A 24,056-nucleotide genomic window follows, 5' to 3' on the forward strand; every position below is an offset into this window, starting at 1 on the left:
GGAGGAGATTATTTTGGATTTTAAAGATTATATTCGTGTCATTCCCGATTTTCCGCAAGCGGGGATCAGCTTCAAGGATATTACCACACTGCTGAAGAATGGTGAGGTATATCGCAAAGCCATCGAGGAACTGAAGGTCTTGGTTTCCGATCTCAAAATTGATGTGATAGCTGGTCCCGAAGCCCGTGGATTTGTCGTGGGTGCTCCGCTGGCTTACGCGCTTGGCGTGGGATTCGCGCCCATTCGCAAAAGCGGCAAGCTGCCTTACGAAACGATTGAAGTGGGATATGACCTCGAATACGGTAAAGATCGCTTGGCGATGCATACCGATGCAATCGAGAAAGGGCAAAATGTATTGATTGCGGATGATCTTCTTGCAACAGGCGGTACGATTGCGACTTCGGTTAACCTCATCCGTCAATTGGGCGGGAACGTTGTTGGCGCTGCTTTCATGATCGAGCTGACGGATTTGAACGGCCGTTCGAAGCTGGATGACATCGATGTATTTACGTTGATGCAGTACGAGTAAACGACACTATTCTTCCTGATTTTCCCGGGAAATAATAAAATGCCCTGAGCAATCAGCTCAGGGCATTTTTCTGTTTGCAATAAAGTTGTCGGTTCAATCCGGCGTTTTTTCCACGAGCGGCTCATCATTCTTTTCATTGGAGAGCCCGGTAATTTCGAAGAGTTTGAAGAGGACAGCCATTATGACACCTACGATGGTCGCCAATGCCATACCCTTCAGCTCGACCGTGTTAATCTTCAAGGTTACGCCGCTGATTCCTGTTACCAGTACGATTGTAGCCAAGATCATGTTGCTTGCTTTGGAGAAATCCACCTTCTGCTCCACGAAGATCCGTAGGCCGGAAGCTGCGATTACCCCGAACAGCAAGAGAGACACGCCGCCCATAACCGGTGTTGGAATGTTCGCTACAACGGCGGAAAATGTTCCTGAGAAGGAAAGAATAATGGCAATAATGGCGGCGCCTCCGATGACAAACACGGAGTACACCTTCGTCAAAGCCATGACCCCGATATTTTCACCGTACGTTGTATTCGGCGTGGAACCAACGAATCCGGACAAGATGGTGGAAATACCGTTGCCGAGCAGGGAGCGGTGAAGGCCAGGATCCTTGGAAAGGTCTTTGCCCACGATATTGCTGGTGACCAGCAGGTGGCCGATGTGCTCCACGATAACTACGAGCGAAACCAGAATGATGGTCCAGATCGCCCCGCTATCAAAAACCGGGGTTGTCAGCTCCGGAGCCGACAGGAACTTCGCGTTTGCGATTTTTTCCGTGTCCACGACCCCAAGCGCGAAGGAAAGCGCATATCCGACCACGATCCCGATCAGGATGTGAATGATTTTGGCGAAGCCGCGGAACAAGATGGAACCCAACACCGTAACTCCGAGGGTAACGAGCGAGATGGTAATGATTTTAGGATCGATGGATTGCCCTTCTTCCGGCAAAAAACCAGCCATGCCTGCTGCAACCGGAACAAGCTCAAGCCCGATCATCGCAATGATGGCACCCATAACCGCAGGCGGGAAGACGAAGTCGATCCATTTGGTTCCCGCATATTTGACAATGAACGCCACAATACAGAAGATAATACCCGTCACGATAAAGGCGCCCAAGGCTTTGCCGTAATTGGCTTCCGGATCGCCTGCCAGTACGATCAGCACCGGTGAGATAAAGGCGAAGCTGGAGCCGAGGTAGGCCGGAATCTTTCCTTTACATAAAAAAATGTAGAGCAGCGTGCCGATACCGTTCATCAGCAGGATCATGCCGGGATCCACGCCGAATATGTTCGGTACAAGCACCGTGCTTCCGAACATGGCGAACAAATGCTGCAGGCTCAGAAGGAACCCGGGACCAAACGGAAGCTTCTCATCTACTTGAATTTCACGTTGCAAACCATTTCACTCCTCTATAGGACTTTAAATATAGGACCGTTCGCGTACGATCTTTAATAGATTAAATACAATCGTTCGTTTTTTCAACAATAATTTTTACAGTTCGTCAAAATATTCAATTCATGTCATGTTTTGATGTCCCCGTGCAGGAAAAGGGCATACTATAAGTGACCGAGCGCTCCACATGTTGACGTATAACGCCGCAAGCGTCATAATGATAGGAAAACAATCACGAGGGAACCTGCACGTTTTGACAAGGGCGGGTTCCATTTTATATAGAAAGGGAAGAGAAGGACTCCAAAATGGGCATAGAGCGATTACTCGAAAAGGCCAGCGCCTATATAAAAGAACCCGATCTTCTCCGCATCCAGGAAGCTTATGAATTTGCGGAGCAAGCCCACCACGGACAAGTGCGGAAATCGGGAGAACCTTATATTCTTCATCCGCTTGCGGTTGCAGACATCGTGGTGAACATGCAGATGGACACATTGTCCATTATTGCTGCATTGCTTCACGATGTCGTTGAGGATACAACCGTATCGCTCGAGCAGATCCGCGAGCGTTTCGGGGATACCTGCGCAATGCTGGTGGATGGTTTAACGAAGTTGGAACGCATCCAATTCCGATCCAAAGAAGAGCAGCAAAACGAAAATTATCGCAAGATGTTTATCGCCATGGCACGGGATATCCGCGTAATCGTCATCAAGCTGGCGGACCGGCTTCATAATATGCGTACTCTTAAGTACCAGTCCGAGGAGAGCCAGCGCCGCATTTCCTATGAAACCTTGGAAATCTTTTGTCCGATAGCCCATCGTCTCGGTATTTCCGCGATCAAGTGGGAGATGGAGGACATTGCGCTTCGTTACTTGAATCCGCAGCAGTATTACCGCATTGCGAATTTGATGCACAAGAAGCGTGCGGAGCGGGAGCAGTACATCGACAACGTCATCGTCTGCATCCGCGAGAAGCTTGACGAGATGGGCATTCAAGCCGATTTGTCGGGCAGACCCAAGCATATCTACAGCGTGTTCAAGAAAATGACGGTGAAGAACAAGCAGTTCAACGAAATTTACGATCTCCTTGCAATCCGCATTATTGTGGACAATATCAAGGATTGTTATGCCACGCTCGGCATCATCCACACCCTGTGGAAGCCGATGCCTGGCCGCTTCAAAGATTATATCGCCATGCCAAAAACGAATATGTACCAGTCCCTCCACACGACGGTGGTAGGGCCTAACGGGGAGCCGACGGAGGTTCAGATCCGCACCTGGGAGATGCATCGAACGGCGGAGTTCGGTATCGCGGCACACTGGGCGTATAAAGAAGGCTCAGCAGGCAACGGGGGCAGCTTCGACAACAAGATGACGTTTTTCCGCGAGATATTGGAGCTGCAGCATGAAACGAAGGATGCGTCGGAATTTGTAGAATCTTTGAAAATGGACTTTTTCTCGGATTTGGTGTTTGTGTTTACGCCAAAAGGCGAGGTGATCGAGCTGCCTTCCGGCTCCGTTCCCCTCGATTTTGCCTACCGAATTCATACCGAAGTAGGAAACCGCACCATTGGTGCCAAGGTCAACGGAAGAATCGTTCCGCTGGATCATCAGCTCAAAACCGGCGATATCGTGGAAATTTTGACGTCGAAGCATTCCTACGGTCCAAGCCAGGACTGGCTGAAGATTGCCCAATCCTCGCATGCCCGAAGTAAAATCAAGCAGTGGTTCAAGAAAGAGAAGCGCGAAGAGAATGTCGAGAAGGGCCGCGAGATGCTGGAGCGCGAAATCAAGCGCCTCGGTCTTGACGTGTCCGAGTGGACGACGGACGATAAATTAATGGAAGCGGCCAAGAAATTCGCTTTTAATGATATCGAGGATATGCTATCGGCGGTCGGCTTCGGCGGTATCACTGCCGCGCAGATCTGTACGAAGGTGACCGAGAAGCTGCGCAAGGAGCAGGAGGAAGCCAACCAGCTTGAATTAACCTCCGAGATGAAGGAAATCAAGCCGGCCGAGAAGCGCAGCCGCCCGACCAACGGCGTCCGCGTCAAAGGGATTGATAACCTGCTCGTGCGTTTCGCAAGATGCTGCAATCCCGTACCCGGCGATGATATTGTAGGCTATGTAACCCGCGGCCGCGGCGTATCGGTCCATCGTTCGGATTGCGCGAATCTGCCGACAACGGATGAGGGCGAGGATGCGGCACGCGTGATTGAGGTGGAATGGGAAACGGCCGTCGAAGCGAATTACAGCGTCGATATTGAAGTGACGGGACACGATCGCAACGGATTGCTGAACGAAGTCCTTCAGGCCGTCTCCGAGAGCAAGACGAACATTTCCGCCGTCACGGGTCGATCCGACAAGAACAAAATGGCCATGATCCACATGACCATCCTGATTCGCAATACGGATCATCTCCAATCCGTAGTGGAACGAATCAAGCGGGTGAAGGATGTGTATACCGTTCATCGGATCATGCAGTGACGGCACGATGCGCTAAGGGAATGGTCCCGGGGTTCATGACGATCCCGGAGGATAATACGAATGCGGTCTGTTATCCTGAGGGAGACAGGCCGTTTTATTTTTTGAAGATGAAGGAGCTAAACCGATGAGAGTGGTCATTCAACGATGCAAGAATGCGCAAGTCACAGTGGATAATGAAATCGTCGGCAAGATTGAAGCGGGATTGATGGTGCTGGTCGGCGTGACGCATGAGGATGAAGAGAAGGATGCCAAATACCTTGCGGAAAAGGTAGCGGGGCTGCGGATTTTTGAGGATGAGGACGGAAAAATGAATTTCAGCGTCCAGGACGTGGGCGGAGCGATTCTGTCGGTGTCCCAATTTACCCTCTATGGAGACACCCGCAAAGGAAAGCGGCCGAACTTTATGGCTGCCGCAAAACCGGATGAAGCGAATGCATTGTACGAGTCGTTTAACCGCGAGCTTTCGGCGAAGGGATTGCAGGTGGAGACCGGGGTGTTCGGAGCGATGATGGACGTGTCGTTGACCAACTGGGGACCGGTGACGCTAATTATCGACAGCCGATCCTAACCTGCGTGGAAAGGATAGCAGCATGCATCATATCGGAGAGATGGGGCATCCTGAGTGAATAATCGAAGGTTGTTATTCGCAAATAAAGGAGCCGTACGAAATGCGTCAATCCCCCAAATTTTCGATATGGAGCAGTTTGCCTGCGACGGTCGGGACCGGAGGCGTCAGGGAAGCAGCCAGCACGGAACGGATGGTTTCGGCGCCGGAAGAATCTGCACAGCTCATCAGCATCAAGGGAAATATGCGGAAGCAGCTGCCCCGATCGTAGATTCAGCACAGCGTCGCGTGTCATAAATGCGGATTTTTATAAGCGGAGCCTGAGATGATCTCAGGCTCTTTTTGGCGTTCGCCGATCATCGCCATACTCAAAGCTTCCTTCAGACAATGCCTGTTGCAGCCAAGCTCCGTTCATGGGCCTTTTTCGTGAATTCCGCTGTTATAAAAAAGAGATTCCAGGGTAATAACAAATCGAGGACATTTCAGGAAGGAGACATGCCAGATGAGTAAAGTAGCATTTCTACTAGCCGACCAATTCGAAGATTCCGAGATGAAAACTCCTTACGATGCCGTGAAGGAAGCGGGGCATCAGGCTGATATCATTGGATTGAAACAAGGACAAGAGGTAAAGGGCAAACAGGGCAAGGCTTCCTACACAACCGATAAAGCCATTGCGGACGTCAACATAAACGATTATGATGCGGTGGTTATTCCAGGCGGTTCTTCTCCGGAAAACTTGCGTCTGGATTCCCATATATTGCAGTTTGTTGCAGCAGCGGACAAGGCAGGCAAACCGATTGCCTCGATATGCCACGGGCCGCAAATTTTGGCAAGCGCCGACCTGCTGAAGGGACGCACGATCACTTCCTATCCTCCGCTTCAGGATGATATGGTAAACGCCGGCGCCAACTTTAAGGATGAGGAAGTCGTCGTGGATCGGAATTTCATTACGTCCCGGACTCCGAAAGACGAGCCGGCCTTCGTGCGCGAGCTGTTAAAAGCGCTGTAGGCGCTAAATTAGCTGTATGGTTGTCCATGTAATACCGATCTTTCAAACACGCGGGTTGAAAAAAAGGAGGAATGGACATGTCTAGACAAATTCAAGCTTATTTCAGGACGGAAGACGACGCTGAAGGCGCAAGGACGAGGCTGCTGACGTACAACACGGAACAGCTGGAAGTAGGACAGCTTCAGGATTCGGTCCGAAGCGGAGGGAATATCCTCGTGCCGCTGGTGCCATGGGGCAATGCCGGCACGGGTGGTGCTACGGCAGGGGCTACAACGATGGGGGCTCCCGGCGGCGTAGTCGGGGCTCCTGGGGTGATTGTGGGTGCAAGGGATACCAGCCGCGACATCGCCCAGGATCGGCCGGACAGGGATGATCTGCCCGGCGACGGATGGCGCGAAGCGGACGTGACCGACGGGGATTATGACGATCTCAGATATACCCTGTCCGTTAAGGTAAGGGACGAGGACTATGATCAGATCGTGCATGATTTGCGGGCGAATAACGCTTATGTGGAGCGATTTGATTAATGTCTGATTAGCAAATAGACGCGGCAGGCGATGAGTTACTAAGAGGGGGCTTATCCGCCCGAAACGCAAAAAAGGGCTGTTCCTTTGGTGGAGCGGCCCTTTTCAACTCTATGACATAAAAGCGCTTTCTTGCTTGTAATATAACTGTAATGTTTGTTCAATCTTTCTTTAATATTCCCTGTTTATAATAACAGCATGACCCCCTTTTTTATATAATATATGTTTTGGACCTACAACAGTGGTTTGTAGGTCTTTTTCTTTTTTCGGGAAATTTCTACAAAGTTTCTTGACTTTAGTGCGGCGGTTCATTAGAATCTAAAAATATAATGTTTTGGGTATACTATATTTATGAATAACGGATTTCATGACGGGAACAAGTACTCCATCCCCACAAGACCAGAGAAGAATCCCTTGGCTGTAAGGATTCGCTTGATGAGTGGACGAATGACCTCCCCGAGAACAGACGGCGAAGCAAGCACCGGTTAACCGGTGGGATAGACAGTAGCCGAACTGCGCGGCCGGGCGTTATACGGATGAAGCGGATGGTTGAACACATGTTAGGATGTGTCGCCGCCGGAATGTGGGTGGTACCACGGGTGATAAATTAAACATCTCTCGTCCCTGTTGTCTTAGGACAGCGGGACGGGAGATTTTTTGGTTTCACGGCTTGTTGAGAAATGACTCCCTAGGAGTTTTTCCATAGTTAAACAGATCTAGCAAGGGACATGTTCAAAATGTGAGTATGTCATAGGACGCGGAGGGATGAAGATGGCAAACGAGAAATTCGAGAAGCCGACAGGCACGCAGGACATCCTGCCAGGAGCCGTCGAGAAATGGCAGTTTATCGAGGAAAAGGCACGTGATCTATGCCGGAGGTACAACTACCGCGAAATTCGCACACCGATCTTCGAACAGACCGAATTGTTCGAACGCGGGGTCGGCGAAACGACGGATATCGTAGAGAAGGAAATGTACACGTTCAAGGACAAAGGGGATCGCAGCATGACTCTTCGTCCGGAAGGGACGGCAGGCGTCGTTCGGGCTTACGTGCAAAACAAGCTGTATGGAGAGCCCGATGTCACGAAGCTGTACTATATGGGGCCCATGTTCCGCTATGAGCGGCCGCAGGCGGGCCGATACCGCCAGTTCCACCAGTTCGGCGTTGAGGTGTTCGGCACCGCGGATCCGGCTATCGATGCCGAGGTCATTGCGCTGGGGTACAGCTTCTACAAGGAACTTGGACTGAACGGGGTAAAAGCAGAGATTAACTCCGTGGGAACGCCCGAGGTAAGGGCAGCTTACCGCAGCGCGCTGCTTGCTTTCCTGGAACCGATGAAAGACAGCCTTTGCTCGGACTGCCAGTCGCGCATGGAACGCAACCCGCTTCGCGTGCTGGATTGCAAGAAGGACCAAGGGAAGTTCGGTGATGCGCCTTCGATCCTGGACAGCCTGGACGAGGAGTGCAGCACGCATTTCGAGAAAGTCAAAGGGTACCTGGACGCCATGGGCATCGAGTATGAGATCAATCCAAGACTGGTTCGGGGATTGGACTATTACACGCATACCGCCTTCGAATTCAAGGCCCAGGGCATCGGCGCGATTGATACGGTAGGCGGGGGCGGACGCTTCAACGGTCTCGTCGGCCAGATCGGCGGACCGGATCAGCCGGGCATCGGGTTCGGCATCGGCCTTGAGCGTATCCAATTGATTCTGGAGCATCAAGGCGTCAATCTGTCGGCCTCGAAGCCTTTGGATGTCTATCTGGTGGCGCTGGGTGAAGCCGCCGAGCGGGAATTGGCGAAATTGATCTACGAACTCCGCAGCAATGGCGTGTCCGCGGAACGCGATTATCTCGGCCGGAAAATGAAAGCCCAGATGAAATCGGCCGATCGTCTGCAAGCCCGTTATACCGCCATTCTGGGCGACGACGAGCTGGTGCGGGGCGAAATCGCATTGAAGTCGATGGAGACCGGCGAGCAGCGAACCGTGAGGCTGGATAGCCTGGTACAGGAATTTGTTTAATCGCCGTAAAGCGGCTTAATTATACTAAAGGGGAATGATAACCGATGAAAAGGACGCATCATTGCGGTCACCTGACAACCGCGAACATTGGAGAAACTGTAACACTGAACGGATGGGTACAAACCCGCCGCGACTTGGGCGGCGTGCTGTTCATCGATCTTCGCGATCGCAGCGGCATCATGCAAATCGTATTTAACCCGGATTTCTCCGGCGAGGCTTTGGCCGTTGCCGATAAAGTCCGCAGCGAATTCGTGGTGGCCGTATCCGGGAAAGTCGTAAAGCGCGATCCGGAAACGTTCAACCCGAACCTGCCGACAGGCGAAATCGAAGTACAAGTAACCAGCATCGAAGTGCTGAACGCAGCCAAAACGCCTCCGTTCTTTATCGAAGACGGCGTGGAAGTGGATGAGCAGCTCCGCCTGAAGTATCGTTATCTGGACCTTCGCCGTCCGGAGATGCAAAAAACGCTGATGCTGCGCTCCAAAGCATCGAAAGTATTCCGCGACTTCCTCGATGATGAGGGCTTCGTGGATGTGGAGACGCCAATTCTGACCAAGAGCTCGCCGGAAGGCGCGCGCGACTATCTCGTGCCGAGCCGCGTACACGCAGGCGAATTCTTTGCGCTTCCGCAATCCCCGCAAATCTACAAGCAGCTCCTTATGGTGAGCGGGCTTGAGCGTTACTACCAAATTGCGCGCTGCTTCCGTGACGAAGACTTGCGGGCCGACCGTCAGCCGGAGTTTACCCAGGTCGACATCGAGACATCCTTCATGGATCGGGAAGACCTGCTGAACATGATGGAGCAGCTGATGGTGAAGCTGTTCAAGGAAACCATCGGCGTTGAGCTGGCGACGCCGTTCCAGCGTATCAGTTATGCCGACGCCATGGGCAAATACGGCTCCGATAAGCCGGATCTCCGCTTCGGCATGGAACTGATCGAAATGAACGATATCGTTGCAAGCAGCGGCGTCAAAGTATTCTCTTCCGTCATTGAAAAAGGCGGCGAAGTGAAGTGTTTGAACGCTAAAGGCTGCGGCACCTGGACCCGTAAGGAAATTGACGATCTGGGACCGTATGCAGCCCGTTACGGAGCGAAGGGGCTTGCCTGGATTCAAGTGAAAGAGGGCGAATTCAAAGGGCCAATCGTGAAATTCTTCAGCGAGCAGGAGATTGAAGCGGTAAGAGAACGCACGGGAGCCGAAGACGGAGACCTGCTGCTGTTCTCTGCAGACAACAAAAAAGTGGTTGCCGACGTGCTTGGCGCGCTCCGTTTGAAAATCGGACGCCAGCTTGGCCTGATCAACGACAACGAATACAAGTTTGCTTGGGTGCTGGACTTCCCGCTGTTCAGCTATGACGAAGAGGCGAAGCGCTATGTGGCCGAGCATCATCCGTTCACCCGTCCAAAAGACGAGGATCTGGAATTGATGGATACGGATCCGCTTGCCGTACGCGCCGAGGCTTACGACATCGTTCTGAACGGATACGAAGTAGGCGGCGGTTCCATGCGGATTTACAAACGCGAGATCCAAGAGAAAATGTTTGCGGCTCTTGGCATGTCGCCGGAAGTGGCGCACGACAAATTCGGCTATCTTATGGACGCCTTTGAGTACGGCACGCCTCCGCACGGCGGAATCGCCTTCGGGTTGGACCGTTTGGTCATGCTGCTTGCCGGACGCACCAATCTGCGTGAAACGATTGCGTTCCCGAAAACGGCAAGCGCAACGGATCTGTTGATGGACGCTCCTTCCCAGGTGGACGGAGGACAGCTGGAGCAGCTGCATATCAAACTCGCCAAGAAGCCGGGCGACGAGAAAAAATAAGCCTGTTGTTCTTGATAAAGGAGGTTGCTTGAATTATGCTGCACCAATTTTCCCGAACGGAATTAGCCATCGGTCCCGAAGGCCTTGAAGTGATGAAGAACAGCACCGTGGCGGTGCTCGGTATCGGCGGCGTGGGTTCCATTGCGGTGGAGGCCCTCGCCCGAACCGGAGTCGGCCGCATCATTCTGATCGACAAAGACGTGGTGGACATCACGAACATCAATCGGCAGATCCACGCGTTAACGACGACGGTGGGTCAGAAGAAAGCGGATTTGATGGTCGATCGGGTCAAACTGATCAATCCGGAATGTGAAGCGATCGCCCTGAACATGTTCTACACCGAAGAAACGTATGAAGAGCTGTTTAAGTACGAGCTGGATTATGTGATCGATGCCTCGGATACGATTATTTATAAAGTGCATTTAATCAAGGAGTGCCTGCGTCGCGGCATTCCGATCATCTCCAGCATGGGCGCGGCGAACAAAATGGACCCGACGAAGTTCCAGGTGGCCGACATCTCCAAAACCTCCATGGACCCGATTGCCCGGATCGTGCGCACCAAGCTGCGCAAGGACGGCATTAAGAAAGGGGTCAAGGTCGTGTTCTCTCTGGAAGAGCCGATGAAACCCCGCCAGGACGTGACGGAGAAAATCGTGCCCGAGAATGCTCCGGAAATCCGGAAGGCGAAGCAGCCGCCGGCAAGCAATGCATTCGTGCCGCCTGTGGCGGGACTGATCATGGTCAGCGTGACGGTGAAAGAGCTGCTCGAAAAAGGCGGCGTCTCGTTGTAACGGGGTGTCAGGACACATTAAACTCGGATCGAGAAAACGATAGACAAAAGGAAGGCAGAAAGAAAGAACAGCCTTTCGGCAAAATTGAGCGTGGTTAACCAAACGCAGTGTCCAGCAATGGACGCTGCGTTTTTTGCTGCCGTGGACAAGCGAATAGGACAGCAAACCCAAACAATACAATTCCTGTGACAGCGCTTTGCTAGTATATCCCGTTGAGTTGTGCTACAATGGAACTCCTTTTTGTGTCACGGCCCTAAAGCCAGACTTCGATACGAAAAAATATGTTCTTAGGAGGTAACTGAAAGTGTCAGAATCTTTTCAAAGTGCCTATCAAGAAGAAGAGTCAAGGCTAAACGAGGTTATCGTTGAAATTGACCGTCAGCTTGAACGGCTGCGCGGTATTCCGGTATACACGGGCCATGATTTTACGGAGCAGGTGCTCGAGGCAGGCCGGGAAGAGAAACGGCAGGCCCTCGCCAAAAGCTTGCCGGAGCCTTATTTCGGAAGGCTGGATTTTCAAGAGAACGGAACGGGGGCGAAGAAACCGCTCTACATCGGGAAGATAGGCTTCGACAAGGCGGACGCTGGTGATCACCCGATGGTGATTGATTGGCGGGCTCCGGTCGCGAGTCTATTCTACTCCTTTACGGGCGGTACCGATCCGGCTTCATTCGAAGCGCCTGAAGGAATCATCGAGGGGCTTGTGTATTTAAAACGAAACGTCGTGATCCGCAAGCAAATTTTGGAGCGGGTATCGGACACGTACAATCGGGAAAGCGGCGGACCTGCCGTATCCGATGAGTTTTTGGTCTACCGTCTCGGTGAGAACAAGGATAACCGGCTGCGGGATATCGTGTCCACGATCCAAGCGGAGCAGGATAAAATCATCCGGGCGGCCAAGAACACCGCCCTCATCATCCAAGGGGTGGCGGGAAGCGGAAAAACGACGGTGGCGCTGCATCGGCTGGCTTATTTGCTCTACCAGTACAAGGAGCAGGTAACGGCCGAGAAAATGATCATATTCGCGCCAAACCTCATGTTCCTGGATTACATATCCGATGTGCTGCCCGAGCTCGGAGTTGGCGATATTCAGCAGCGGACCTTTGGCGATTGGGCGGCGAAGCTGCTTGATATTCAGCTGTCCTCGGAGGATCATGCGCAGACGCTTCATCAGTGGTTCGAGACGGAACCGGGCCAAGGGACGCCGGATATCGACGATAATGTGAGCGGGCGCTATAAAGGCTCCTTAAGGCTGATGGATATCGTGCGGCGGTGCGTGGAGTACATCGAAGCAGAGGCCCTTCCGGACGGGGATTTCTCTCCATGGGATGGAGCCATCCTGAAGCAGGAGACGATTGCGGAATGGTTTTACCAGGAATATAAGCCCTATCCGCTGGCGAAACGAAAGGAACGGCTGCTCGCCAGATTGCATCGCTGGGTCGAGATGGAGCTGAAGAAATCGCCATCGGCGGCCGTGATGAAAGAACGGAAGAAAAAAGCGGCACAACGCGAAAAAGCTTATGCCAATCGCTGGCCGAAATTTGAGCCGATTTCCCTATATAAGCAATTGTTTGGAGCGGTCAAGGCGGCCGGCTCCTGGGTCGAAGAGCTCTCCGCTCTTATTCCGCCGGAGGTACTGGCCGCAACGCGCAAAGATCTGAAGAAGAATGTGGTCCGGGAAGAGGATTTGCCTGCCCTGCTGTATTTCCACTGCTTGCTGAACGATATTTCCTCAGAGCAGCGGTTTGACCACATCGTCATCGATGAAGCCCAGGATTTCTCTCCGTTTCAGGTGGCTGTGCTGGATCTGTTCGTAAGAGGACATTCCTTCACCATACTAGGCGATCTGTCGCAGGGCATTCATGCGTATCGCGGCGTGCACGCATGGGAAGAAATGAGCTCCCTGTTCAAGGAAGAGGAAACGGCTTATTTTGCGCTGACGCGCAGTTACCGTTCCACGATGGAGATCATTGAATTTGCCAATGGGATACTGGAGAAGGGGGTCGCAAGCGACCTGCTCGCCGTGCCCGTATTCCGTAGCGGCGATGCCGTCCGCCTCATTCCTTATGATGCCGCGAACGCCAGAAGGAAGGATTTGGAGCGGGCCATGGGGGCGCTCATTGCCAAGGAATACCGGACGGTAGCCATTCTCACCCGCACCTTGCGGGAAGCGAAAGAGCTGCATGAGGAGTTAAGCCCGTCCTGGCCGATGTTGAATCTGATCGATGGCAGCAAAGGAACGTATCAGGGCGGATATTCCGTGCTCCCCGTGTACTTGTCCAAAGGGCTTGAGTTCGATGCCGTTGTGGTGGCGGATGCGGACCGGGCGCATTACGCGGAGAAAGCTTGGGATGCCAAGCTAATGTATGTAGGCTGTACGCGTGCACTGCATGAGCTGTGGCTGCTGCACGGGGAGCCGCTGCCTTCGTATATCATGGCAGAGAATTCAGAGATCATGGCGAGCGGTTGGCCGGCGGACTAATCGTGCGATTGCGCAGCGGCTGTCGGCTCCCGGAATGTCAATAGAGAGAGTCGGAAGTCCCGCAGGGATTCACATGGCAGCATGTGTTAGCCTCTGCGGGACTTTTTTGTTGTGCAGGGGCTTGCTAGGGGTTTAACCAAGCATTTGGTAGGAGGAGCCCAGATTTTCGATAAACCGGATCAAAGTCCAGACAGCAAGGATGGAACAGGCAGCGGCCAGAAGGATGAAGAGGGTCATTTTTCGCATAGGCTTTCGTTTCAATTCCATAGTCTCCCTTCGTGGATAGTGGTTAAGCGACACGCTTCATAACAAGACCTCGTCGTCATCCTCACCCCGGATTCCCTGCCTGTACTCGTAAAGCATGATGGCTGAACGTATGAAGACGTACAAGCCGAGCAGGAACTGCAGGATAAGAACGGCATACAGCAGGTTCATCGCCAGTCTCTCATCGTCGAGGTAACCGGGGCCGAATGTTTCTTGTAAAAGATGATAGGTGCTGGCATGAAGGTAGAGCCCCAGTATACTGAACGTCATATGGATCACCGCGTTATACAATTTGCGTACGGATTTTTTGCGAGTCGTCATCACATTCTCCCCAGATCAGGCTTTTCAAACGCTTCCCTATTATATGAAACGCTTCCGGTTCGATAAAAGTTGGATATGATCAAAATAAAATGCAATATCCGAGCCATGGGACGAATGAAGCGTAGGACAGGAAGTTGCCGCAGCGCAGGCACGGCGAATTCGAATATGATATGATAGAGCGTGATGGATTGAATGGAAACGACTTATTTTTGCATCGATATCAGACAAGGAAGTGTAGCCATGGATTTATTCAGTATCGGGCGTGAAGGGGACCGGGACTCCCGGCTGCTGGCCGATCGGATGCGCCCTTCGTCGCTGGATGAATATATAGGACAAGAGCATATTATCGGACCGGGCAAACTGCTCCGGCGGGCCATAGAGGCAGACCAGGTCTCGTCGATTTTATTGTACGGCCCGCCGGGATGCGGCAAAACAACGCTTGCGCATATCATATCCCAGCAAACGAAGGGGCATTTCGTTCGGCTGAACGCGGTGGAAGCCACGGTCAAGGACGTTAGGGAAGTCATTGAACAAGCCCAGAGCAACCGCAGCCTGTACGGCACCAAAACGATCCTGTTTTTGGATGAGGTGCACCGCTTCAACAGCTCCAGACAGGATGCCCTGCTACCTGCCGTGGAGAACGGCACCATCATATTTATCGGCGCGACGACCGAGAACCCCTTTCATTATGTCAACGGGGCTCTAATGAGCCGGTCCACTTTGTTTCAGCTTCAGCCGCTGACCAAGGACCATTCCATGATCGCGATGCGGCGCGCGCTGATCGATCAGGAAAAGGGTCTTGGGTTCATGGATCTCAAGGCCGATGAGGAAGCGCTGGAGCACATTGCAGCCATGGCGAACGGGGATATCCGGCGTGCACTCAATGCGCTGGAGCTGGCCGCGATGACGACGCCGCCGGACGCAAGCGGTACGGTCCATATCACGCTGGAGGTGGCGGAGGAATCGATTCGCCGGCCTACCGTGCGTGCGGACGAGTCCACGCAGTATGATGTGCTGTCCGCCTTTCACAAGAGCATTCGGGGCTCCAGCGATGCAGCGCTGTTCTGGTTTTTGTATGCAGTCGAAAAGCTCGGCATGGACCCGATGGTGTTCATCCGCCGCCTGATTGCTGCCAGCAGCGAGGATATCGGGCTGGCCAATCCCCAAGCCATGGTGCAGGCGGTAAGCGCATTGGATGCCTACCGGAACAACGGCTGGCCGGAAGCCAAGCTGAATATCGCCCAGGCGATCCTGTTCGCCGTGGAGAGCCCGAAATCCGATGGCGTTGTATCCGCCATATCCCGGGCGATGTCCGCCATGGATGAAGTGAAATCGGCGGAGGTTCCGCTGCATCTGCGCGATGCGCATTACTCGGGGGCGGTTAAGCTGGGACATGTGGGCTACAAGTACCCGCACGATTATCCGGGCCATTACGTGAAGCAGGAGTATTTGCCGAAGGAGCTCTCCCGCCGGGTGTTCTATCAGGCCACGGAGCAGGGGAACGAAGCCAAGATCGCCCACAACCAGCGATTACGACGCGAAGAATAGGGTCGTACGGCGATAACGGGATTTACGGCCGCTAGCTTAATTAAATGGAGGAAATGAATGATGAAAACAGGGAAACAACGGTTTGTCATCCTGCTGCTGTCCGCCGGCCTTATGCTGAGCGGCTGTTCGGGAAAAAGCGCCCAGGAGCAGGTCGTTGGTGGACAGGCAGCCGAGGCGGCGCATGAGCACGGACATCAGACGCAGCTGTCCAACGGGGATATCCAGGAGGCGACGTCTTCGATCGATGAGCTGCCGACCTTTTTGAAGAGCCAGACCAGCGAGCTCCAAACGATTTATGCTTTGTCCGCGCAGGTGAGTGATGTCCTGAAATACATTCCTTGTTACTGCGGCTGCGGGGAAAGTGCCGGTCATGAGAGCAACCTGAACTGTTTTATCGATGAGATTCAGGAGGACGGCACGGTGGTGTGGGACGATCACGGCACCCGCTGCGGGGTGTGTTTGGACATTGCCGTGGAATCTGCCAAAATGAGCAGTGAGGGTATGAGCTTAACGGATATCCGGACCGCGATCGACGAGAAATACAGCACCGGCTATGCCAAGCCGACGCCAACCCCGATGCCGCCTGTGGAAAGTTAAATTGTTATTGGTCAATCAAGAAGGTACCCGATGGTGATCCAAGGATGGGACTGACCCCATAACGTGAGACAAATTAAAAACACCTTCAAGAGAATGCAACCATGTCGTAAGATATGGGGACAACTTTGGAGGTGTTTTTGCGTTGGCAACAAGAGTCAGCTATCCAGTGGAAGTGAAAAAGAAAGCTATTGAAATGAGGTTGGATGGCATTCCAGTGAAAGAAGTCATGGACCAACTGAACATACGAAATAAGACACAAGTAGAGACCTGGATGAGATGGTATCGCAGTGGCCAATGGAATCGGTTGGAGCAGCCTGTCGGTAAACAATACAGCTACGGTAAAGGGCCTGAATATACATCTGAACTCGAGAAGGTACAGGCGGAAAATCGGTTTCTGAAACAACAGTTAGATCTGCTAAAAAAGTTCGTGGAAATGCAAAGGAGGTGTCGCCAAAGGCTGTAGTGGAGTGGGTTGAGTCCGTTCGAGGAGAAGTCAGTGTAACCCAAGCGTGTGCATGGATCGGGCTTTCTCGCTCCACCTACTATCGCTGGAAGGACGCCCACGAGAACCCATGTAAAGATCACATGGTAGAGAAGATTCGTGAACTCTGTAGTCAGCATAAATTTCGTTATGGATACCGAAAGATCACGGCTCTGCTTCGGATGGAGCGTAAGATTAACCATAAACGCGTTCAGCGGATTATGCAGCGCGAGGGGCTCCAATGTCGTGTCAAAGTGAAGAAACGCAAACCTACAGGGCAGCCAGCTTACATCGCAGAACACTTGTTAAAGCGCCAATTTGAAGCCGATGCCCCCATGCAAAAACTCGTTACAGATATTACGTATTTGCCGTTTGGCGGAAAAACGTTATACCTGTCGAGTATCTTGGACTTGTTTAACGGAGAGATTGTGGCGTACAGTATTTCTGACAAGCAAGATACCGGGTTTGTTCTGGACACGCTGGGTCAGCTGCCCGCTCTACCAGGCACCATGCTCCATAGCGATCAGGGCAGCGTCTACACATCTCAGGCCTATCAAGAAGCAGTAAAGGGAAAAGGCATTACCATGAGCATGTCCCGCAAGGGTACGCCCGCTGATAATGCCCCCATCGAATCGTTTCATTCCACGCTAAAGTCTGAAACGTTCTATCTCGAAGGTTTAACCTGTACGACGACGGCAATCGTCGAGCAGACCGTTCGAAACTACATTACTTACTATAACTCAATTCGCATTCAAACAAAACTAAACAACCAATCGCCGGTTCATTTCCGGCAACTGGCTGCTTAAACTTGCAAGGTGTTTTGATCCCTGTCTCACAAACGGGGGTCAGTCCCGATCGCCCGAGGTGCCTTTCGTATTATTAGGTCAACCAGATTTCTGGTTGGCCTATTTTTGTAGGCATTATACGATGGTGGTAGCCGGGAGAACGAAGGTGGCTTAGGGACGCAGATCCCGTCAAAAAAACGGTTCTCTCACTACCGTCCAACGACTATGTTTGAGCTGGTAGAGGCTTTAGACCTCGCATCACAAGCGAAGCTATGGGGTTGGAGACCATGTGGGAATGCCGGTATCGAATCAAGGAGGTTATTATGCAGCCAGTAGTAGGAATAGACGTGGCCAAAGGGGTTAGCGTTATCCAGGCCTTTATCGGTCGCGAAAAACCCTTCGGGAGGATGGAGAAGCTTCATCATGGGCCGGAAGGTTTTGAACGGCTAGGGGAACTGTTAGGAACACTCAAACATAAAAGTGGCGTCGAGCCCGTTGTTGTCCTTGAGGCGACCGGACATTACCATCGAAGTCTGGTAGGGTATCTTAAACGTAGTGGATGGACTCATTACATCGTTAACCCTCTGCAAGCGAAACGATCGAAAGGTACGCAACTTCGCAAGGTGAAAACAGATGCAGCAGATGCATGGCATTTGGCTGAGATGTACTACCGAGGGGACGTTAAAGCGCATCGAGAGTGGGAGGAAACCTACACCGAGCTTCAACACTTAACGAGGCAACATGAGTTTGTAACCGCGATGTACGTACAGGCCAAGTTAAACAGCAGAGCTTTGCTTGAGCAGGTGTTTCCGGACTTCATCGGATTATTTCATAATCTGTATGCGACCACATCATTAAAAGTGCTAGAGCGATGTTTGGAGAACAAGGTCGAAGATGTGGGGGATCTGATCCTTGAATGTGTAGGTAAATCCCACTCCAAAGGATGGATTACGGAGAAAACAAAACGGTTGAAAGAACTCGTGTTGGGCTGGAAAACACAAGAGAGGAGTCGATCCCAGAGCATAGCGTTGACTAGCATGGTCTCCCTGCTGTTGGAATTCGATAAACAGTTAAATCATTTGGAAAAGCAGATGGAAGAACTGGCTGGGGAGTTGCCTGAAGTGGAATTGGTCAAAAGTATCCCGGGTGTAGGGAACAAACTTGCGGCAGCCATCGTGGCAGAGCTGGGCGATGCAAGCCAGTTCAAGGATGCGAAGCAACTTGTAGCCTACGCAGGATTAGATCCGGGGATTTACAGCTCAGGAAAATTCACGGCTACAAGCAACCGGATCACGAAACGAGGCTCAAAAAGACTACGGCGAGCACTCTATCTTGCCGTACAGTGCGGGATTCGCAGACGTGCAAACCGCAGGATCAGTGATTACTACGACAAAAAAAGAAAAGAGGGCAAGCCCTACAAGGTGGTCGTGATCGCTTGCGCCAACAAGCTTCTCCATCACATTTATGCCATCCTAAGTAAAAGCGAACCCTACAAAGCCTAAAAACCATATTTTCCCATAACCTTCACGCCACTGAAGGTTATTTGTGCTGTTTAGAAAAGTATATCAGTATTCTATTATTTAACCAAGTTATAATGCTTGACAAGTATTAGCTGGTTTTTTTGTAGGGCACTATCCCCTTCGGGGTTATAGCGTAAGTGCAGCCCTATTCGATTTTAAAGACCGACCATCGTGACCTATATCACAGCACTAAACTATATATGGATGTAAATTGATAAAATAAAACTATATATAGTGTGTTAACGATATGAAGAAGAGGAGTTGTTCCTATTCATGAAGGTCATGAAGAGAGACGGATGCCTGGTAAAATTTGAGACGATCCGAATCGTGGAGGCGGTGGATAAAGCTTTTATGGCGGTAGAGGGTGTTTCCCGCAAGGATGCTTCGTTGCGGATTGGAGATGAGGTTGCCCATGCCACTGCGGGGATGGACCAGGTTAGCGTGGAGGAGATTCAAGATATCGTTGTGGAGCATTTGCAAAGCACGGGTTATCCCGAAGTAGCAGCTGCCTATCAACATTACAGGGAGGCCCGCGATCTGGAGCGGATGCGGCGGGGAGAGCTTTATAAGATCAGCAGGGATGTGATCGGGGTAGCCGATTTGGACCTGCTGCGGGAGAACGCGAATCTGAACGGGGAATCCTTCAGCGGAAAAATGAGCCGGATTGGCTCCGAATACGCCAAATGGATGGCAAGCAAATTCATCCTGCCGACAGAGCTCACGAGAGCGGTGAGGGATGGGTATGTATACGTTCATGACCTGGACCAGTATGCGCTGGGAACGACGAACTGCATCTTCATCCCGTTCGGCCGGTTGCTGGCCAAGGGCTTCAATACCGGTAACGGATCGGTCAGGCCGCCGCAGAGCATCATGACCGCCATGGCGCTGGTAGCCATCATCTTTCAATCCCAGCAGAACAGCCAATTCGGCGGCGTGTCCGGCAGCAAAATCGATTGGGATCTCGCGCCGTATGTCGGCAAATCGTTTCGTCGGCATTTTCGCAAAGGGCTGGCCTACTTCGGAGAAGCGGGGCTGGGAGCGGATCGGCCGTATGAACGAGCTCTTGAGGATCACGAAATATACATAGACAATGAGCAGCTGAAGGACACATATCCGCGAATATACCATTATGCCTATCATGAAACGGTGAATGAAACAAAGCAGGCCGCGGAATCCTTGATCCATAATTTGAATACGATGAGCAGCCGGGCCGGCGGACAAATTCCTTTCACTTCGTTGAATTACGGCATGTGCACGTCAACCGAAGGAAGGCTGGTGTCCCACGCCTTGCTGGATGCCACGATGAAGGGGCTCGGCGGGGGAGAGACGCCGATATTTCCGCAGCATATTTTCCAGTGCAAGCAGGGGGTCAACCAGGCGGAAGGCGAGCCGAATTACGACCTGTTCCTGAAAGCCGTCGAGTGCTCCAGCCGCAGGCTCTATCCGAATTTCGTCAACGTGGACGCGTCGTTTAATCTCGTCTATTATAACCCGGGCGACCCGGACACGATTATTGCCACCATGGGCTGCAGGACCCGCACGATTTCGGATCGCTTTGGGCGAAACCGCCTAAGCGGCAAGGGCAACCTGTCCTTTAATACGATCAATTTGGTCCGGCTCGGGATTGAACATGGCATCGTTCAAGGAAAGCGGGAAGTGCCGGACCTGAACCGTTTCTATCAACAGCTGGATCATTATATGAGAATTGCGGTGGAGGGCTTGATTCACCGTTACGAGCTGCAGGCCGACCAACCGGCCAAAGCGTCCGATTTCATGATGCGGGAGGGCGTGTGGGAAGGCGGCGAGGCGCTGTCGCCGAAGGATAAGGTGCGCGAGCTGATCAAGCACGGCACCCTGGCGCTTGGATTTATCGGGCTGGCCGAATGCCTGAAGGCGTTGACCGGACGGCATCACGGCGAGGATGAGGACAGCCGAGGGCTGGGGATCGAGATCATCCGGCATATGCGCCGGTTTTGCGATGCAGCCGGTGAAAGGTATAACCTGAACATCACGCTGTTTGCCACGCCGGCAGAAGGGTTATCCGGGAAATTCACGAAGCTCGACCGGCAGACCTTCGGGGTGATCGAGGGTGTGACTGACCGCGAATATTACACGAATTCTTTTCATATACCCGTGTACTATCCGATGGCCGCCTACCGCAAAATCCGTTCCGAAGCTCCTTTCCATGAGCTTTGCAACGCCGGAGCGATTTCGTATGTGGAGCTGGACGGCAACGCAAGGCAGAATACGGCTGCTTTCCGGGACATCGTGCAGTTTGCCCTGCAGCAGAACATCGGATATTTCTCCGTTAACCATCCCGTCGACCGGTGCCCGGCATGCAACTACGAAGGCATTATCGGAAGTGCGTGCCCTGGATGCGGCGCCTTGGAGGCGGATGGAAACTTCCAGCGGCTGCGGAGGGTAACGGGATATTTAACGGGCAATTATACGGAGCGCTTCAATTCGGCCAAGCAGGCCGAGGTTCGGGATCGGGTGAAGCATTTGTGAATGTGTGCGGATACATCCCCGAGAGCATCAATGAAGGCCCCGGGCTTCGTGCGGTTCTATTCGTGAGCGGCTGCCGCCATGCCTGCGCCGGATGTTTTAATACGGATTCCTGGGACTTTGAAGCGGGGGAGCCCTTTACCGAAGAAATGTCAGCGGCGATACTGCAGGATATCCTGGACAATCCTTTGCTGGATGGCGTGACCTTATGCGGTGGAGACCCCTTCTTCTCCCCGGAAGAATGTGCGGCATTCGTACGCAGGCTCAGGACCCTCTGTCCCGCAAAAAACGTATGGGCCTACACGGGGTTCACCTTCGAAGCGCTGCTGAGGCAGCCGAAGCTGCGCGAATTGGCCCTGCTGTGCGACGTCATCGTTGACGGCAAATTCGAGTTGGAGCGCAGGGATGTCTCGCTTCCTTTCCGGGGCAGCTCGAATCAGCGTTTCATCGATGTAGCCGCCAGCATGGAGCAGGGAATTGCCGTGGAGTATATTCTTCGCTAGCACGCAAAAAAAGAGCACACGCTTTACGGAATATTCCGTATCAAGTGTGTGCTCTTCGCGTATCATTCAGCGGATTAATAAGGAACTTTATCCGCCGTTTCGATCGTTCCCCCTCCAAGGCATTCGTCCCCTTGATAGAAGACGACGGCTTGTCCCGGCGTGATCGCTTTTTGCGGCTTCGCAAACGCGACATGAACGGTTCCGTCTTCGCGCGGGGTTATGGTTACTTCCTGGTCCGGCTGACGGTAGCGGAATTTGGCGGTGCAGGTGTAGGCGTCTTTGGGCATAGCGTCTTGTCCTGCAATCCAATTGATTCCGGAGGCAACGAGTCCGGTCGAATACAAGCTCGGATGATCGCCTTGAACTACGTACAAAATATTGTTGGTCAAATCTTTGTCGGCTACGAACCAAGGCTCCCCGGAGCCGGATCCGCCGATCCCGAGGCCTTGGCGTTGCCCCAGCGTGTAGTACATCAAGCCGTCATGGCGGCCCTTTACTTCACCGGTGACAATGTCCACCATATCGCCGGATTGGGCAGGAAGGTATTGTCCAAGGAACTCCTTGAAATTCCGCTCGCCGATGAAGCAAACGCCGGTGCTGTCTTTTTTCTTGGCAGTATACAGCCCGGCCTCCTCAGCTAGTCGGCGGACTTCCGGTTTCGGCAGATGCCCGATCGGGAACATCGCCTTGGCAAGCTGCTCTTGGCTCAGCGCATTGAGGAAGTAGGTTTGGTCTTTGTTGCTGTCCACACCCCGCAGCAGCCGGTACTGTCCGTCCTCCTCGATGACGCGGGCGTAATGGCCGGTAGCGACGTAGTCGGCTCCCAAGTCCATGGCCTTGTTCAGAAATTCGCCGAATTTGATCTCGCGGTTGCACATGACATCGGGGTTCGGCGTTCTCCCGGCTTTATATTCATCGAGGAAATAGGAAAATACTTTATCGAAGTATTCCTTCTCGAAATTGACGGTATAGTAGGGAATGTCGAGCTGCTCGCACACGCGGCGCACGTCTTCAGCGTCCGCTTCGGCTGTGCAGTAGCCAAGCTCATCGGTATCATCCCAGTTTTTCATAAAGATGCCGATCACTTCATAGCCCTGCTGTTTGAGCAGGAGCGCTGTTACGGAGGAGTCGACTCCTCCCGACATGCCGACAACGATACGAGTGTTATGTTTTTCTTTTGACATCGTTATCACCATTTTCATATTGAATTGTGCCCATGGAGGTATTTTAACATATTGGAACAAGGTTCACACGTTTCATTTTGTCCACTCAGGGTGAACATTTTTCGAGTTTCCAGCTGGAATATTACCCATTGGGGTCCAGGATATGTTACGATAAGCTGAGGGTAATGATCGGAATACGGAGAAAAATACAGGATAAGCTGCTTTACTCATGGATTACGACGTATTTATCGCTCGCCCGCCACCTACAACTCATGTACAGGATGGACATAATATACAAATTACCGAAAGAGGTGTCACCTTTGAAGATATCAACAAAAGGAAGATACGGATTAACGATTATGATGGAGCTGGCCGCCAAGTTCGGCGAAGGGCCGACTTCGCTGAAGAGCATAGCCGAGAAGAACCAGCTGTCGGAACATTATCTTGAGCAGCTGATCGCGCCGCTGCGGAATGCGGGCTTGGTTAAGAGCATCCGCGGTGCATACGGCGGATATATCCTTTCCCGGGACCCGGCATCCATCACGGCAGGGGACGTCATCCGCGTTCTGGAAGGGCCGATATCCCCCGTCGATTTTACGGAAGAGGACGATCCGGCGAAGCGTGACCTCTGGCTCCGGATCCGCGACAGCATCGCTGAAGTGCTGGATTCCACGACGCTGGACTATCTGATCAATTACCATGAACAGTCTGCTGCAGACAACTATATGTTTTACATTTAAGGGTGACGA

General features: G+C 52.4%; 20 protein-coding genes. 17 read left to right on the forward strand and 3 right to left on the reverse strand.

Annotated features, from left to right (window positions below):
• The first annotated feature begins 13 nt into the window (after nt 1–13).
• Nucleotides 14–529: an adenine phosphoribosyltransferase gene (locus tag P0X86_RS08500; protein ID WP_009592753.1), complete on the forward strand. Its 516-nt coding sequence runs from the start codon at nt 14–16 to the stop codon at nt 527–529.
• Nucleotides 530–622: 93 nt separating this feature from the next.
• Here P0X86_RS08500 and uraA read toward each other — a convergent pair whose 3' ends face one another.
• Nucleotides 623–1,921, reverse strand: a complete 1,299-nt coding sequence (gene uraA, locus P0X86_RS08505) for a uracil permease (protein WP_015734044.1) — start codon at nt 1,919–1,921, stop codon at nt 623–625.
• Between the two features lie 302 nt (nt 1,922–2,223).
• On the opposite strand from uraA, the gene P0X86_RS08510 reads away from it, so the two are divergent.
• The 9 genes from P0X86_RS08510 to P0X86_RS08550 all read left to right on the forward strand — a co-directional run bounded on the left by P0X86_RS08510 (nt 2,224) and on the right by P0X86_RS08550 (nt 13,620).
• Nucleotides 2,224–4,401, forward strand: coding sequence for a RelA/SpoT family protein (locus P0X86_RS08510; RefSeq protein WP_009592739.1), 2,178 nt, complete (start codon nt 2,224–2,226; stop codon nt 4,399–4,401).
• A gap of 124 nt (nt 4,402–4,525) precedes the next feature.
• Nucleotides 4,526–4,969, forward strand: coding sequence for a D-aminoacyl-tRNA deacylase (gene dtd, locus P0X86_RS08515; RefSeq protein WP_192569311.1), 444 nt, complete (start codon nt 4,526–4,528; stop codon nt 4,967–4,969).
• A gap of 100 nt (nt 4,970–5,069) precedes the next feature.
• Nucleotides 5,070–5,237, forward strand: coding sequence for a hypothetical protein (locus P0X86_RS08520; RefSeq protein WP_009592793.1), 168 nt, complete (start codon nt 5,070–5,072; stop codon nt 5,235–5,237).
• 231 nt (nt 5,238–5,468) lie between these two features.
• Nucleotides 5,469–5,975 (forward strand): type 1 glutamine amidotransferase domain-containing protein, encoded by a 507-nt coding sequence (locus tag P0X86_RS08525; protein WP_009592768.1) that lies wholly within the window; start codon nt 5,469–5,471, stop codon nt 5,973–5,975.
• A 77-nt stretch (nt 5,976–6,052) separates the two neighbouring features.
• Nucleotides 6,053–6,502: a hypothetical protein gene (locus P0X86_RS08530; protein ID WP_192569310.1), complete on the forward strand. Its 450-nt coding sequence runs from the start codon at nt 6,053–6,055 to the stop codon at nt 6,500–6,502.
• 768 nt (nt 6,503–7,270) lie between these two features.
• Nucleotides 7,271–8,524, forward strand: a complete 1,254-nt coding sequence (hisS, locus tag P0X86_RS08535; protein WP_192569309.1) for a histidine--tRNA ligase — start codon at nt 7,271–7,273, stop codon at nt 8,522–8,524.
• Between the two features lie 44 nt (nt 8,525–8,568).
• Nucleotides 8,569–10,347, forward strand: coding sequence for an aspartate--tRNA ligase (gene aspS / locus P0X86_RS08540; protein WP_009592809.1), 1,779 nt, complete (start codon nt 8,569–8,571; stop codon nt 10,345–10,347).
• A 35-nt stretch (nt 10,348–10,382) separates the two neighbouring features.
• Nucleotides 10,383–11,138: a tRNA threonylcarbamoyladenosine dehydratase gene (locus P0X86_RS08545; RefSeq protein WP_009592791.1), complete on the forward strand. Its 756-nt coding sequence runs from the start codon at nt 10,383–10,385 to the stop codon at nt 11,136–11,138.
• 304 nt (nt 11,139–11,442) lie between these two features.
• A complete protein-coding gene (locus tag P0X86_RS08550; RefSeq protein WP_277748311.1) occupies nt 11,443–13,620 on the forward strand; it encodes a HelD family protein in 2,178 nt (725 codons plus the stop codon).
• 303 nt (nt 13,621–13,923) lie between these two features.
• Here the strand turns inward: P0X86_RS08550 and P0X86_RS08555 are convergent, their stop codons facing one another.
• Nucleotides 13,924–14,205: a hypothetical protein gene (locus P0X86_RS08555; RefSeq protein ID WP_192569306.1), complete on the reverse strand. Its 282-nt coding sequence runs from the start codon at nt 14,203–14,205 to the stop codon at nt 13,924–13,926.
• Nucleotides 14,206–14,445: 240 nt separating this feature from the next.
• Here P0X86_RS08555 and P0X86_RS08560 point away from each other — a divergent pair, with 240 nt between their 5' ends.
• The 6 genes from P0X86_RS08560 (at nt 14,446) to nrdG (ending at nt 22,144) form a co-directional block, all read left to right on the forward strand.
• Nucleotides 14,446–15,753 carry a replication-associated recombination protein A gene (locus tag P0X86_RS08560; protein ID WP_213577306.1) on the forward strand — a complete coding sequence of 436 codons (1,308 nt, stop codon included), beginning with the start codon at nt 14,446–14,448 and terminating at the stop codon, nt 15,751–15,753.
• A 57-nt stretch (nt 15,754–15,810) separates the two neighbouring features.
• On the forward strand, nt 15,811–16,350 hold the full coding sequence (locus tag P0X86_RS08565; protein ID WP_192569304.1) for a PCYCGC domain-containing protein: 540 nt from the start codon (nt 15,811–15,813) through the stop codon (nt 16,348–16,350).
• A gap of 142 nt (nt 16,351–16,492) precedes the next feature.
• A protein-coding gene (locus tag P0X86_RS08570) for an IS3 family transposase (protein WP_277748312.1) occupies nt 16,493–17,637 on the forward strand; the annotation gives its coding sequence in 2 pieces (ribosomal slippage) (nt 16,493–16,787 and nt 16,787–17,637; 1,146 coding nt in all).
• 302 nt (nt 17,638–17,939) lie between these two features.
• Nucleotides 17,940–19,118, forward strand: coding sequence for an IS110 family RNA-guided transposase (locus P0X86_RS08575; protein ID WP_277745938.1), 1,179 nt, complete (start codon nt 17,940–17,942; stop codon nt 19,116–19,118).
• Between the two features lie 291 nt (nt 19,119–19,409).
• The gene (locus tag P0X86_RS08580; protein ID WP_213577308.1) at nt 19,410–21,644 is read left to right on the forward strand and encodes an anaerobic ribonucleoside triphosphate reductase; all 2,235 of its coding nucleotides are present in this window, start codon (nt 19,410–19,412) and stop codon (nt 21,642–21,644) included.
• Complete coding sequence (gene nrdG, locus P0X86_RS08585) at nt 21,641–22,144, forward strand: anaerobic ribonucleoside-triphosphate reductase activating protein (protein ID WP_096772944.1); 504 nt, start codon at nt 21,641–21,643, stop codon at nt 22,142–22,144. The genes P0X86_RS08580 and nrdG overlap by 4 nt, the downstream gene beginning before the upstream one ends.
• 74 nt (nt 22,145–22,218) lie before the next feature.
• On the opposite strand, the gene mnmA is transcribed toward nrdG, so the two are convergent.
• Complete coding sequence (gene mnmA / locus P0X86_RS08590) at nt 22,219–23,328, reverse strand: tRNA 2-thiouridine(34) synthase MnmA (RefSeq protein WP_186326400.1); 1,110 nt, start codon at nt 23,326–23,328, stop codon at nt 22,219–22,221.
• A gap of 299 nt (nt 23,329–23,627) precedes the next feature.
• Between mnmA and cymR the strand changes: the two genes are divergently transcribed.
• The gene (cymR, locus tag P0X86_RS08595) at nt 23,628–24,047 is read left to right on the forward strand and encodes a cysteine metabolism transcriptional regulator CymR (RefSeq protein ID WP_015734056.1); all 420 of its coding nucleotides are present in this window, start codon (nt 23,628–23,630) and stop codon (nt 24,045–24,047) included.
• The last annotated feature ends 9 nt before the right edge of the window (nt 24,048–24,056 follow it).

Origin of the sequence: Paenibacillus sp. BR1-192, assembly GCF_029542445.1 — a bacterium.
In the GTDB taxonomy this organism is placed as follows: domain Bacteria; phylum Bacillota; class Bacilli; order Paenibacillales; family Paenibacillaceae; genus Paenibacillus_AQ; species Paenibacillus_AQ lautus_A.

What these genes read in the sequence shown, in the direction of transcription:
- P0X86_RS08575 (WP_277745938.1), top strand. Translation starts at nt 17,940, where the DNA reads ATGCAGCCAGTAGTAGGAATAGACGTGGCCAAAGGGGTTAGCGTTATC.
- dtd (WP_192569311.1), top strand. Translation starts at nt 4,526, where the DNA reads ATGAGAGTGGTCATTCAACGATGCAAGAATGCGCAAGTCACAGTGGAT.
- P0X86_RS08545 (WP_009592791.1), top strand. Translation starts at nt 10,383, where the DNA reads ATGCTGCACCAATTTTCCCGAACGGAATTAGCCATCGGTCCCGAAGGC.
- hisS (WP_192569309.1), top strand. Translation starts at nt 7,271, where the DNA reads ATGGCAAACGAGAAATTCGAGAAGCCGACAGGCACGCAGGACATCCTG.
- mnmA (WP_186326400.1), bottom strand. Translation starts at nt 23,328, where the DNA reads ATGTCAAAAGAAAAACATAACACTCGTATCGTTGTCGGCATGTCGGGA.
- P0X86_RS08555 (WP_192569306.1), bottom strand. Translation starts at nt 14,205, where the DNA reads ATGACGACTCGCAAAAAATCCGTACGCAAATTGTATAACGCGGTGATC.
- P0X86_RS08580 (WP_213577308.1), top strand. Translation starts at nt 19,410, where the DNA reads ATGAAGGTCATGAAGAGAGACGGATGCCTGGTAAAATTTGAGACGATC.
- P0X86_RS08510 (WP_009592739.1), top strand. Translation starts at nt 2,224, where the DNA reads ATGGGCATAGAGCGATTACTCGAAAAGGCCAGCGCCTATATAAAAGAA.
- P0X86_RS08530 (WP_192569310.1), top strand. Translation starts at nt 6,053, where the DNA reads ATGTCTAGACAAATTCAAGCTTATTTCAGGACGGAAGACGACGCTGAA.
- P0X86_RS08560 (WP_213577306.1), top strand. Translation starts at nt 14,446, where the DNA reads ATGGATTTATTCAGTATCGGGCGTGAAGGGGACCGGGACTCCCGGCTG.
- P0X86_RS08525 (WP_009592768.1), top strand. Translation starts at nt 5,469, where the DNA reads ATGAGTAAAGTAGCATTTCTACTAGCCGACCAATTCGAAGATTCCGAG.
- aspS (WP_009592809.1), top strand. Translation starts at nt 8,569, where the DNA reads ATGAAAAGGACGCATCATTGCGGTCACCTGACAACCGCGAACATTGGA.
- P0X86_RS08520 (WP_009592793.1), top strand. Translation starts at nt 5,070, where the DNA reads ATGCGTCAATCCCCCAAATTTTCGATATGGAGCAGTTTGCCTGCGACG.
- P0X86_RS08565 (WP_192569304.1), top strand. Translation starts at nt 15,811, where the DNA reads ATGATGAAAACAGGGAAACAACGGTTTGTCATCCTGCTGCTGTCCGCC.